At 37.0% G+C, this 13,287-nt stretch carries 9 protein-coding genes and 1 pseudogene; 2 read left to right on the forward strand and 8 right to left on the reverse strand.

Annotated features, from left to right (window positions below):
- Positions 1-38 precede the first annotated feature (38 nt).
- The 7 genes and pseudogenes from QFZ87_RS24470 to QFZ87_RS24500 all read right to left on the reverse strand — a co-directional run bounded on the left by QFZ87_RS24470 (position 39) and on the right by QFZ87_RS24500 (position 10,461).
- Positions 39-1,657, reverse strand: a pseudogene (locus QFZ87_RS24470) (glycoside hydrolase family 13 protein).
- Between the two features lie 43 nt (positions 1,658-1,700).
- Positions 1,701-3,797, reverse strand: a complete 2,097-nt coding sequence (locus QFZ87_RS24475; protein ID WP_309867416.1) for an amylo-alpha-1,6-glucosidase — start codon at positions 3,795-3,797, stop codon at positions 1,701-1,703.
- Positions 3,798-3,858: 61 nt separating this feature from the next.
- Positions 3,859-4,683, reverse strand: coding sequence for a carbohydrate ABC transporter permease (locus QFZ87_RS24480; protein ID WP_309867418.1), 825 nt, complete (start codon positions 4,681-4,683; stop codon positions 3,859-3,861).
- A gap of 5 nt (positions 4,684-4,688) precedes the next feature.
- The gene (locus QFZ87_RS24485; protein ID WP_309867421.1) at positions 4,689-5,654 is read right to left on the reverse strand and encodes a carbohydrate ABC transporter permease; all 966 of its coding nucleotides are present in this window, start codon (positions 5,652-5,654) and stop codon (positions 4,689-4,691) included.
- 90 nt (positions 5,655-5,744) lie between these two features.
- The gene (locus QFZ87_RS24490; protein WP_309867424.1) at positions 5,745-6,968 is read right to left on the reverse strand and encodes an ABC transporter substrate-binding protein; all 1,224 of its coding nucleotides are present in this window, start codon (positions 6,966-6,968) and stop codon (positions 5,745-5,747) included.
- A 170-nt stretch (positions 6,969-7,138) separates the two neighbouring features.
- On the reverse strand, positions 7,139-8,671 hold the full coding sequence (locus QFZ87_RS24495; RefSeq protein WP_309867426.1) for a response regulator: 1,533 nt from the start codon (positions 8,669-8,671) through the stop codon (positions 7,139-7,141).
- Between the two features lie 35 nt (positions 8,672-8,706).
- Positions 8,707-10,461: a sensor histidine kinase gene (locus QFZ87_RS24500; RefSeq protein ID WP_309867428.1), complete on the reverse strand. Its 1,755-nt coding sequence runs from the start codon at positions 10,459-10,461 to the stop codon at positions 8,707-8,709.
- A gap of 348 nt (positions 10,462-10,809) precedes the next feature.
- On the opposite strand from QFZ87_RS24500, the gene QFZ87_RS24505 reads away from it, so the two are divergent.
- On the forward strand, positions 10,810-11,688 hold the full coding sequence (locus tag QFZ87_RS24505) for a TRM11 family SAM-dependent methyltransferase (protein WP_309868103.1): 879 nt from the start codon (positions 10,810-10,812) through the stop codon (positions 11,686-11,688).
- 87 nt (positions 11,689-11,775) lie between these two features.
- Entirely contained in the window at positions 11,776-12,843 is a 1,068-nt protein-coding gene (gene rlmN / locus QFZ87_RS24510) for a dual-specificity RNA methyltransferase RlmN (RefSeq protein WP_309867430.1), read from the forward strand.
- A 228-nt stretch (positions 12,844-13,071) separates the two neighbouring features.
- On the opposite strand, the gene QFZ87_RS24515 is transcribed toward rlmN, so the two are convergent.
- The gene (locus tag QFZ87_RS24515; protein WP_309867432.1) at positions 13,072-13,224 is read right to left on the reverse strand and encodes a hypothetical protein; all 153 of its coding nucleotides are present in this window, start codon (positions 13,222-13,224) and stop codon (positions 13,072-13,074) included.
- Positions 13,225-13,287 lie beyond the last annotated feature (63 nt).

Consider the following 13,287-nt stretch of genomic DNA (forward strand, 5'->3'; position numbering starts at 1 on the left):
CGTCTCAAGTTATCTTGTACACGGATAAATTTACTCAATTATAAAATTTTATATACTATTGCCTGATATGGTCTCATATTCAGTTCTTCAGAAGAATCTGATTGATCCTTATAATTGGTGATAATAATTTTCTTTTCTAAGACAGAAACGAATTCCGGCAGTTTCACTTCTACTTGCTGTTCCGAGATATTCAATACTACCAGCCACCTCTCCTTATCCCATTCACGAATGAAAGAATAGATTTGCTCATGGTCCTCTAAGATTTCTTGAAAATCACCATATACCATTACTTCATTTTCTTTTCTAAGCTGGATCAGCTTTTTGTAAAAATAAAAAACAGAATCAGGGTCAGCAAGTGCTTGAGCTATGTTTATTTCCTTATAATTCGGATTTACTTTTATCCATGGTGTACCTTCAGTAAAACCACCATTTACCGAATCATCCCATTGGACAGGTGTACGCGAATTATCACGTGAAAGATGAAGCAAACTCTCAAACACTTCCTCAGGGTCCCGCCCTTTCCCCACTTCCTCTTTATATTTATTCTTCATGGCAATATCATGATAATCTTCTATGGAGTTAAATCGGACCCCAGTCATACCAATTTCTTCTCCCTGGTAAATGTAGGGCATTCCAGGCAGCGTGTGTAACAGGACAGCAAAACACTTAGCTGACTCTACTCTATAGATATTATCATTTCCAAACCGTGTTACTAAGCGTGTGTGGTCATGATTATTTAAAAATTGTGAGTTTTCCATCCTTTGCCCCACATTCCCTTATACCAACGTCTTTGGATTTCTTTAAACCGCTGCATATCCCAATGAGACATATAATCGCAGACTTCAAAATGGAATAAGGTGTGAAGTTCACGTCGATCTTCGCCTACATACAAAAGACCATCCTCAGGGGTAACAAAAGGGATTTCACCAACCGTAAAAATATCATAATGTTGCAATACTACCTCATGCATTTCCTTAAGATATTCATGAATGCCAGGGTTATTGCCTAAGTAAGAAATATCCTCCGGGTTTTCCGCATTAGGGAATCCTGTTTGTTTGGCAAGGAGGTTAATAACATCCATTCGAAATCCATCAATACCTTTATCCAGCCAAAACTTCATGAATGAATACACTTCTTTACGAACCATTGGGTTCTCCCAATTCAAATCTGGCTGTTGAACAGCAAAAGAGTGAAAATAATACTCTCCTGTCTTTTCGTCAAATTCCCATGTAGACGGGGTAAAGTAAGAACGCCAATTATTTGGTTCCTTTCGCCAAATATAGTAATCTCTTTTTGGATTATCTATGGACGACCGTGATTCTTTAAACCATGGATGTTGATCTGAAGTATGGTTCACGACTAGATCCATGATTAGTTTCATCCCTCTGTTATGCACTTCCTGAAGAAGTCGATCAAAGGTTTCCATCGATCCAGCTTTCGACATGACAGACTGATAATCAGATATATCATACCCGTTATCAACATCCGGGGAATCATAACAAGGATTTAGCCAAATCACATCTACACCCAAATGTTGAATATAGTCTAGCTTTTGGATCACACCTTCTAAATCCCCATAACCGTCCCCATCCGTATCGTAAAAACTTCTCCAATATACCTGATAAACCACCGATTCTTTCCACCAGGTTTTTTTCATTTCTTTCATTCCTTTACTTTTTTATAATTGAAACTATTCCTTCTTAAACCCGAGCGAGGTATTGGCTGGCAGTATAATTGACAGCAAAACCGGTAGTATTTTGAAGAGTGTCTACGGCAAACAGATTCTGTTTCTCTTTATTGCGGAATACTTTTAATGAGAGAAAGCCGGCTCCAATATGTATATTTTCAACTAATAGTTCATCTATAAGATCCGGTAACACTGGAGCTAAGGTAATTTCCTTTTCTAATGCATTTGGGGTAATCCCAAGCATTGCTTGTAATAATACAATGGAGGTTCCTGCTGACCACGCTTGCGGTGAACAAGTTGAAGGATATGGAACAGGGGATCCCAACTCTGATTCATTCCCGCAAAAAAGTTCAGGTAACCGCTGATATTCAAATGACTTAGAAGCCTCTAATAAGCCGGTAATCACCATGCTGGATTCAGCCTGATAGCCTAAGCGGCTTAATCCCAGCAGAATCATCGCATTATCATGCGGCCATATGCTTCCATTATGATAGCTCATTGGATAATAACCAGTTGCTTCCGTACTCATCGTCCGGATACCGTATCCGCTAAACATATCGCTTGAAAGTAATCTCCCCGTAATTTTATCTGTTCGAAAAGAACTTGGAAGACCAGAAAACAAAAGATGACCCGGATTAGATGTTACGGATTTTACCTGTTGTTGAGCTCTATCTAAGGCAATGGCGTAATATTGCTCTTCTTCCATCCAGAAGGCATTCTCAAATGCACTTTTTAATTCCTCTGCTTCTCGTGCTAATTTTTCCGCTAGGCTTTCTTCACCCAATAAACTAAAAATAGGTGAAAGACCATTTTTGGCTTGATATACATACCCTTGAACTTCTGCTAAGGCAATCGGTGACTTCGCATATTCACCTGTTTGATGAACAACAGAATTGCTTGAATCCTTCCAACCCTGATTAGGGAAGCCCTTCTCCGCCTCTTGATGGTAAGTTAAGAAGCCAGACTCTTTCATCACATCATCCATACATTCCAAGGCAAGTAAAATGTTTGGCATTAATTCCTTAATAAGTGACAAGTCACCCGTCCAGCGGTAATATTCTCCCGCCAATACAAGGAATAATGGGGTAGCATCGACAGATCCATAATAAGGAGCAAAGGGTGACTGATTAGTATTCACGAGCTCCCCATATCTTATTTCATGCATGATTTTACCAGGCTGCTCATCCCTCCAAATGTCTGTACTAGATCCTTGATAGGCTGCTAATGTTCTCAAGGTACCTTTTACTTTTTCCGAATTTAGCGGAAGCATAAATAATGATGTAATAAGACTGTCCCGGCCAAAAGGAACCGCAAACCAAGGCAGTCCTGCTACTGGTGTTTCACCATAGCCAACATCCGTCATTAACATCCGTAAATCCTGGCTTCCACGCTGGTACAATTCGTTGAAAACAGGGGAGTTCGTCGTTACCTTTGTAGTTTCCTCGTACCATTTTTGATATGAACTTTCTAGCTGTAGATAGGCCTCTTCGTAGGACAGGACCGCGCCAGATGTCCCATCGATAATTGGAACGATGAAAAAGCATATACTCTCTTGTTCCTTTGGTTCCAAGGTGAACGAAAAATGAATATTTCCATCACTATCTATTTGTGCATCTTTTTTATTCCAATGAATTTCCGTCTCTCTTAGTACCTCGTCAGCCCCATGATATCGGATAGACCAAGCCTGCTCATCCACTTCTTTACTGAAAATTTCGCCTACATTCCCAGTACGGTACTTTCGGACAATAAACATATCCTGGAAATCCGCATCAAAAGCCATTGAGAAATCAAAGGTTGTGGTACGCGGGAAGAAATTAGTAAAGGAAAGCTTCTCGTACAGCACACCATCATAAATCAAACGGTCTCTTACAATCTCGATCGCACCGTCATCTTTTTTTTCCTTCATTAATCTGAAGGTTGCCACATAGCTTTTATCTGCTGATGATGAGAGCAGCGAAGGCTTTTCTCCATCAATATAAATTTCCATTCGGCTTAAAAAGCGGGTATCCTTCGTATATAAACCATGGCCACTTTCATTGCTTACTGTAATATCGCCGTTTTTATCGGTAAGGACAAAAAAGTCGCCTTCTTTGATCACTTGATAATCCATATTTTCTCTACCTCTTTATTAAAAAATTTTTTCGAATAGGGGAAAATTCAATTCATCGAAATTAACCTTTAATCCCAGAGTTTGATATACCTTCAATATATTGTCTTTGGAAGATAAAGAAAAAGATTAAAATCGGTAACGTGGATAGAACAACTCCAGCCATTATTAATGGTGTATTTTCAAAAGCCATATCTTTCACACTATTTAATCCAACCACTAATACATATTTTTCAGGGACATTCGCTAAGGTACTTGGAATAAGATAACTGTTCCATGTGCCCGCAAACGCAAGAATGGACATGGTAATCAGAGATGGCTTGGCTAATGGATAGACAATTTTCCAAAAAGCCCCCATTTTCGTTAAACCATCAATTCTAGCTGCCTCAATTAACTCGTTCGGCACACTTCTAAAAAACTGTCTAAGCATAAAGATATATAGGCTTTGGTATAAAAAGGGAACCGTTAACGCTAAAAAGGTGTTTAACCAGCCGATTTTTGCCATATTTACATATACAGGGATTAAAATCATATGATACGGAATCATCATCGTAGCAACGACAATCCATTCGATTGCCTTTTTTCCTTTGAAATTTAACTTTGCTAGAGCAAAGGCCGCCATTGGATTAATAATCAGGTTACCGATGATAACCACACCTGTCATGATGAACGTATTAAGCAGCCACTTGGGCACATTATAAGCATCGTTTGTAAAGAAGGTTTTGTAATTATCTATAGTCCAGCGTCCGACTCCGACCACTTTATTAACGTCTTCCATCTTCAAGAACGAAGTGTAGATTGTATATAAGAATGGCAAGATAAAAAAGAGTCCTAGTATGATAATGATCGTGTAATTACTCAGTTTAAAGAATCTAGCTCTTGACTCCAATGATGTCACTCCTTTTCATCCAGGAATTTTTTTTGCAGGAACGTAACAAACATAATAATGAAGAAGAATAAGATAACAGCTGCGGATCCGTATCCAATATTCATATAGCGAATACCATGCTGATAAAAGTAAGTAACAACCGTACTAGTTGCTCCTGCTGGCGATCCTAATGCACCATACCTCGAAATCGCTGCGATTTGGTCGTATATCTGGAATCCTAGAATAGTAGAAACGGAGACAACAAAAAAGGTGATAGGTTTTAATGATGGTACGGTAATGTACCGGAATTGATTCCATTTAGAAGCTCCGTCCATTTCACTTGCTTCATATAATTCTTTCGAAACCTCCTGAAGTGCAGACAAATACACAATCATACTAAATCCAGCCTGTTGGAAAATAAATAATATACAGACAAATAACAATGCATAATGTGTATCTGCGAACCAGGTGGTATTACCAAATCCAAAGATAGAGAAAAACTTTGTTACAAATGTTCCTTCTTTAAAAAGCATCATAAACACTGTTGTAATCGCAATTTGAGAAGTAATATACGGGATAAAGAAGACAGTCCTGAAAAGACCCTTTCCTTTAATTTTCTGATTCACAAGTAAAGCCATTAATAGTCCAAGAACCGTTTGTACTGGAACAGCTACAACAACAATCTTCAAAGAGTTTAAAACGGCTCGATAAAATTCAGGATCGTTTAAAATCTTAATATAATTTCCAAATCCGATAAATTTCGCCTCATTAAGAGCTGCAAAATTCACATCCTGAAAACTTCTGATAAAAGACTCAATAAACGGATAGAAAAACCACCATCCCCATAGCACTAAAAACGGCAGTGTGAACACCCATCCAACAAATTGATCTGAATCAGCTGCAGTGCGGAACCATGACTTTTTTATCTTTTCTTTGCTGTTTATATGTCCACTGATGTTTACTCCTACACTACTACTTGTATTGTTAGCCATCTTAATCCTCCTATAACTTTCAGTAACATCCTCTTGTATGGATGATAAAAGTATTCCCGATGCCAGTGTGGAATCGGGAACTCAATATGACTAAAATTGTTTTTGTATACTATCAAGTATTTCTTTAGCAGATTTATCATTACCGCCTAAAATAACATCCTCAAGCTGCTTAATCAATTCGTCATTGAATTTCTTAGTTTCCTTTGGATAACCGAAGTCTGTGCTATACTCAATCGCTTTTTGAACTTCCTTAAACTCGGGATTTTCTTCAAAGTATTGGGCAGACAAGCTAGGAATAGATGGGTTAACACCAGTCTTCATGAAATCTTTCTGAACGTTTTCGTTTGTTAAATAGTAAGCAGCCTGGAGTGCTTCTTTTTTATGCTTTGTATCTTTTAATACTACATATGCATCAGAAATCATCGTACTTGCATTTACAGTCCCTTTAGGAATAGGGATAACAGTATATTTCAAGTTAGGATTTGCATCTTTTAAATACCCTTTATACCAGTTACCGCCAGTTGTCATTGCTGCTTTACCGTTAGCGAATACTTCACCGTCCCAGCCATATCCTAGTGTTTTCGGCGTTACCGCTAAACCTTTTTTGTACAAATCCAAGACTTTTTGTAAGCCTTCAATATTTTCAGGAGAATTGATTGTTTTCCCATTACCCCAGTCACCGCCGTAACTTTTTGTTACGTTGGTAATATGTAATGGATGAAGATTCAATCCAAGTCCATAAACATCTTTTGTTTTAAGCTTTTTAGCAGCTGCCTCAACTTCATCCCATGTTTTTGGATATTCACCAAGTCCTGCATTCTTCCACATTTCTGTATTGATAAAGAACATAGCAGGCATCTGGTTAAATGGAAGACCGTATTGCTTTCCATCAACTTTCCAAATATCTGCTCCAGCCTGATTGTAACGCTTCATGTCTACCTTAGCTGATGCTGTTAAATCATCCAGTGGTGCAAATAAGCCTTTATTAATATACTCATACGCACCTTCGTTAGAGATTTTAATAAAATCAGGTGCTACTCCTGCTGCAATTTCACCAGGAAGGTTGTTCCAAAACTGTTCACTGCTTGGATACTGTTTTACTTTTAGCTCAATATTGGGATATTCTTTTGAAATATCCTTAGCAGCTTTTGTATATACTTTTAAATCCTCTGCTGCACCCCAAAATCCAAATGTTATAGTAGTTTTCCCACCGGATTTATTTCCGCTGCCGGAAGCAGTTTCACTTTTTCCACAGCCTACTAAAGAGATAACTAATGTCAAGATAACTAATAGAGTTACTGCAAACCTTTTCATTTATATCCTCCTTATTACTAAGTGTTTATTTGATAAGGAAATAATAACGCTTTCATTCTCAAAAAAAAATTAATCATATTATGATTAATTTAAGAAAAAAACACTTTCTCTCTATTCTTTATTCAGCCAAAATCACAGTCTTTAAGGAAATGTACTTTTCTTTATTTAAATCACACTCTCTCTTTTCTAAAATCCTTCGGAGACATCCCTTCATACTTATTAAAGACAATCGCAAAATGAACCTGGCTTTTAAAACCCACCATTTCTGCAACTTCATAAATTTTATATTGATAGTCTTTTAAAAGAGCTTTTGATTTTTGAATTCGTATCTCATTAAGGTAATCAAATAATCCTATCCCTGTCTCTTTCTTAAATAATCTGCTAATGTAATTGGGACTGACATGGAATTCTTCTCCCAAACTCTTTAATGAAATGGATTCATGATAATTGAGTTCTAGATACTCAAGGATAATTTTAATGATGGGGCTATATCCCTTATTTTTAAAGGTTCCCCTACCTGAGAGGATTTCCTCAAAAACCTGATGATATAAACCTGACAGCTCGGCAAACGATTCGATTGGTTCAAATTTATCAATATATCCTAGATATTTATCTGTTTCTTCCATCATGAACAATAACCCTTCATATATTTTTCTGACCTCTTCCTTACTAAGGGTCTTCTTGTTTTGAAGGTACTGTTCCCATTCTTTTACTGTGTTAAAAAATTGCTCAAATCTTTCTTCTCTTAATTCTTTTTTCATTTTCTTAATGAAAGTTTCTTCCTGCTCATCGGCACTTACATCTTCTAAGTTTTGAAAATATAAGATTGGCTGGTCCGAGGTATAAAATGCATGGTCGAGTGCATGTTTCGCCTGTTTAAATGCGTGTTTTATATTGCTAAACTTATCTGCTGGCTTACTGATTCCATATACTGTTTCAATATTCAAGAATCTTTTTAATGATTGGTTTATGTGATGTACTTTTTCATAAATGATTGTGTAGGTGTTTTGTGCGCTTTTTATGTCACTATTACTGAAAATGAGTGAAAACAAGTTATCCTCTATTTGTAAAAATTCTACTACCTTATCCTTAACTAACAGTTCCTTTAACAAATTCAGAATCGAATTTTGCAATAATGCAGCGTCATTTTCACGATATCTTTCAAGGATTTTTTTATATTCTTTCACTTTAAATAACACGACTAAGATGTTATTCCCTTTAAAGTTCAACTGCTTCACTGCTTTTTCTTTTCCTATTAGTAAGTTTCTAATAATGGCTTCCATTGGTTTTGAATCATGGTCATAGTTTTTTTCTTTATCTGTTTGTTCGACCGACAATTCTTCTTGTATTTTGGAAACTACCTTCAAAATTTCCTGATCATTCATATTCGGTTTATGAAAATAATCATCCGCCCCTAATTTCATTGCCTTTTTTACCGTTTCGAGGTCATCAAAACTACTTAATATGATCACTTTCGAATGGATTCCTCGTTCTTTCATCTCTATTAAAACTTCCAATCCATCCTTTTTAGGCATTTTTATATCCAATAAAACAAGATCTGGATTTCGCTCCAGCATGAGCTGAATAGCTTCCTCCCCATCTCCTGCTTCGCCAACAATAGTTATTCCATACGACTGCCAATCAATTGACGACTTTATTCCGATCCGTACTAAAGGTTCATCATCTACAATTAGGATTCTCATAAAAATCACCTTTTTCTAATCCTCTATTAAAAAGATTACTTTATTATTGGAACAATCAATTTGGCCAATGTCCCGCCTGTCTCCTGGGAGGTTATCCATAATCCGTAGTTTTCTCCAAAATTCAACTGAATTCTTTTTCTAATGTTGCTTATCCCGATTGAATTCAACTGGTCACTACCTTCTTTATTCAACAGTTCACTGTCGAAATCACCATCTGTTATCCCCCTGCCATTATCACAAACCTTCATAACAATGTCTTGGAAATCTTCATAAATCTGAATACTTATTTTTCCTTTATAATCAATATCATCAAAAGCATGAAAGACAGCATTTTCAACTAATGGTTGAAGAAGAAATTTGATGGTCTTATATTCCAATACAGAAGGTTCAATCTCGAATGAAACTTCAAATTTATTAAAATATCGGAATTCCAATATCTTAGTATAATTTTTAATAAATTCTACTTCCTCTTTGATTGTCACCCGTTCATTTACTGTTTTAGCTGTCAGCCTAATGACAGAAGAAAATGCACTTAAAGCCTCTTCAATACCGCTGGCTCCCTGAATTTTTGCCATCCACTTTATGACATTGATGGTGTTATACATAAAATGAGGTCTAATTTGAGATTGAAGTGCCATTAATTCCAAGCTTCTTTTTTCTTCCTCTTCTTTATAGATTTTTCCAATTAACCTTCGAATCTCAGTTAACATGATATCGATCGTCTTGCTTATTTTACCGATTTCACCATGCTCAATGTCCATTTTCACATTCATATTTCCATCTGAAACTTGTCTCATTTTTCCCTCTAGAATGGATAATGGCTTTGTAATGCTTGTCGCTATGTAAAATGACATCAACACGGCTAGTAATAAAAAGACAACGCTTGTTATGACGATGATCTTTAACATGGTGGCAAGATAATCAAACAATTCGTTTTTTGGAATAATAGTTACTGCTTTCCATTTGGATGTGTTGGAAGTAGCCGTAATTAAATACGAGTCCTTATTTTCTTTTGTTTCCTTTCTAAATCCATCTATATACTTAAAATTCTCCCCTAATATAGTAGTAGCCTTGCTTCCTATCTCATTTTTATTTTTGCTATAGATAATATTTTTTTGGTCATCCACTAGATAAAATTTTGTATGTTTCGTAAAGTGTATATCACTCCACAAGTTCTTTAGCTTATCGATACCTATATTAATGATAATTAAACCTAACTTCTCTTTGGTATAAGGATTAACAATTGATCGTCCAATAGAAACGACTGGCTCATCTTTGTAAGAAAAGAGTTTATTAGGATGAACACCAACGGGAACATATACCCCTCCCTTTTTTACTATCTCTTGTATATAGGGCTCCTTAATGAACTCCTTTTCAAAATAAGCGTGGTCCATGTACTCCAGGTTACTCCGTCCTACAATGAAGTGATTCTTGCTCTGATAAATAAATGCAGAGTCTATGATTTTACTATATAAAAAGAAATCACTTTGAATTTTACCATTCACAGTGGAAAAATCCCGTTGCCTTTCGTATAAGGGATACTTAAACGTTGAGTAATCCTTTCCCATAATCTGATAAATTTGTTGATCCTGTAGTGGATACATTGATAAGGAAAGTAATGGATGTAGTGCGGTATCAATGTTTTTGACAATTTGTCGATTGTTCTCAACAGCCGCATCCAATAACATATTCCTATTAGAATTGACAAATAACCAAGACAAACTTCCACCAATAATCGTAAAAGATAAAATAAGTAAACTGGAGAATGAGATTACTAGCTTATATCTCAAGTTCAAATGTAAAAACCATTTCTTCATACTTTTCATCTTATAATCCACTCTTTAACCTAAATTTTGCTACATTGCCTATAGTTATTTAATGAAGGTCGCTATGTAAATATTGACTATTATAACATGTATATACAACTTACATAAAACGGTTTCAGGCACCCAATTATAGGTAATTTTTAATAATGCGTTTTTTCTTGGTATAATAGATAATGTTTTTCAGATAACACTTGAGGTGACGTTGAAATAGAAAGATTAAAGTATGATAACGAATTAGATATTACCCCCAAAAAAAGAACGACCTATATATACACTTACGCCCATTCTGAGGATGAACGCTCCTTGTGTGCTTTGGAAATGCGCTCATTATTCGGAGAGGAGCCTCAATCACATGTCTTGGAAAGCATCGTAAAAATTGGCACTAGCCGAAGCCCTTTTATTAAGGAAAGAATTACTCTGTTATTTGAAGCAGAAATCCTTGAGGATCTTTTTATACAGGTGAATACTTTACAACTATGCGGGGCCACGTTTAAAGTCACTTATGTGAAAAATAGCGGTCAGAAAAAAAGTGAAAGAGACGGATTCGAGAAACGACGTGCAATTGAACGAGAAATTGGATTACACATCGTTGGTAAGGCCGACCTTCGTCATCCCGATCGATTGTTTGGCGTGATGAATGTCAATCGCAGATGGGTATTCGGTGAGTATAAGAAAAGTGAGTCGGTGTGGTTTCGACATCAGCAGAAACCCAATAGCTACTCCACTGCGCTCAGCACGCGTGTGGCTAGAGCGGTCGTAAACATTGCCATCCCAAAACCAGAAGGAATTAAGGCCATCGATCCTTGCTGCGGAATTGGAACTGTCCTAGTTGAAGCACTTTCAATGGGAATTGATATGGTTGGAAGCGACCGAAATCCGTTGATTCTCCCTGGCGCTCGAGAAAACATCGCACACTTTGGTTTTGATGGAGAAATAACCTTAGCAGATATTCGCGATATTACTGGTCATTATGATGTAGCGATTATTGATTTGCCTTATAATTTGTGTTCGGTGATATCCCCCGAAGTACAATTGGAAATGCTCCAAAGTGCACGAAGGATTGCAGAAAAAGTAGTCGTGGTGACCGTTGAACCCATCGATGAAATTCTGATAAAAGCTGGGTTTTCTATTATAGATCGTGCGGTTGCGAAAAAAAGTGTATTTATTCGAGAAGTGATCGTTTGTAATTGATTCAGCTCCATATAGAGCCTATTCACTTTATATAAAGGAATCTGATTGGTAAATGTAAGTTTTATTTTTATGAAATGAGGGGAACGTATGAATAAAGAGTCCATATATGGATTAACTATAAATCAATTGACAGCATGGCTTATCGAGCACGGTCATAAAAAGTCAAGAGCACAACAAGTTTGGGAATATCTTTATCGAAAGCGTGTAACAGCTTTCTCGGATATGACGGATGTAAATCAAGCTTGTGTTCAATTGCTGTCAGAAAACTTCGCAATCCAAACCTTACAGGAGCATATCAAGCAAGAATCAGCCGATGGAACGATTAAATTTTTGTTCAAGTTGCAGGATGGCAACTTGATTGAAACGGTCTTAATGCGCCAAAAATATGGCCTTTCCGTTTGTGTGACAACGCAAGTAGGCTGTAATATCGGCTGCAGTTTTTGCGCGAGTGGTTTATTAGCGAAAAGCCGGGATTTATCCAGTGGGGAAATCGTCGAGCAGATTATGAACGTTCAACTGCACCTGGATAAAAAGGTTCAAGGTGAAACCGTCAGTCATGTGGTTGTGATGGGGATTGGTGAACCCTTTGATAATTTTGAAAACCTCATAGACTTTATCAAGGTGATTAAAGATGATAAAGGGCTTGCGATTGCTGCTAGACGGATCACCGTATCCACCAGCGGGCTCGCGGAAGAGCTCATTGAGTTCACGGATATGGGGCTGCAGGTAAATTTGGCCGTTTCCTTGCATGCGCCAAATAATGAACTTCGGACGCGTATTATGAAAATTAACCGTGCGATTCCAATTGAAAAATTGATGCAGGCGATGGAGTATTATGTAGATAAGACCAACCGTCGGATTACGATTGAATATATTCTGTTGCGAGATGTCAATGATCATAAGCAAGAAGCCGAGCAGCTAGCAGAACTTCTGCGTCCTCTTGGGCAGAAAGTCTATGTAAACTTAATTCCATATAATCCGGTCGATGAACATAGTCAATATCAAAGAAGTGAACAGGAATCGGTACTGTCATTTTATGATACGTTGAAAAAGAGCGGGATTAATTGTAAAATTCGCCAAGAACATGGAACAGACATTGATGCTGCGTGCGGACAGTTAAGAAGCAAACAAATCAAAAAAACAGAAGCACGGTAACTTCTACCAAATCTCCATGAAATCTATTATGGAAATGGCCTTTGCCCAATATGAAATCAACACTGCAAAAATAAAGTTAGAAATGTGTGTGAACAACTTTTGTTTCAGCAAGACCGTTCTATTTAGTGCCTGCCCCCCTGATACATTAATGCTATAACGTATTGGGGGGGCAGGAATCAGCTATTAACTATCAAGAGAATTTCTATTTGTTACAATCGTTTAGATTTTTTATAACACCAGTTTTGATGCATTCAGTTCATAAAATTTTTCCAATTCCTCAACATATGGCATTCCCGTTTGAGCTCCCATTTTCGTGACTGATATGGTTGCACCCATGGTGGCAAATAAAACAGCGTCCTTTAGATTCTTTTTGCGTACCATGCCCTCCAGCAATTTAAACAAACGTTTGATTAGTTTCTTCAGCCATTGCGTACCATGGCTTCC

Origin of the sequence: Bacillus sp. SLBN-46 (assembly GCF_031453555.1) — a bacterium.
Lineage (GTDB): Bacteria > Bacillota > Bacilli > Bacillales > Cytobacillaceae > Neobacillus.

Excerpts from the sequence above, each read along its gene's own strand:
- QFZ87_RS24475 (WP_309867416.1), bottom strand. The coding sequence starts at position 3,797 with ATGGATTATCAAGTGATCAAAGAAGGCGACTTTTTTGTCCTTACCGAT.
- QFZ87_RS24485 (WP_309867421.1), bottom strand. The coding sequence starts at position 5,654 with ATGGCTAACAATACAAGTAGTAGTGTAGGAGTAAACATCAGTGGACAT.
- QFZ87_RS24490 (WP_309867424.1), bottom strand. The coding sequence starts at position 6,968 with ATGAAAAGGTTTGCAGTAACTCTATTAGTTATCTTGACATTAGTTATC.
- QFZ87_RS24495 (WP_309867426.1), bottom strand. The coding sequence starts at position 8,671 with ATGAGAATCCTAATTGTAGATGATGAACCTTTAGTACGGATCGGAATA.
- rlmN (WP_309867430.1), top strand. The coding sequence starts at position 11,776 with ATGAATAAAGAGTCCATATATGGATTAACTATAAATCAATTGACAGCA.
- QFZ87_RS24515 (WP_309867432.1), bottom strand. The coding sequence starts at position 13,224 with ATGGTACGCAAAAAGAATCTAAAGGACGCTGTTTTATTTGCCACCATG.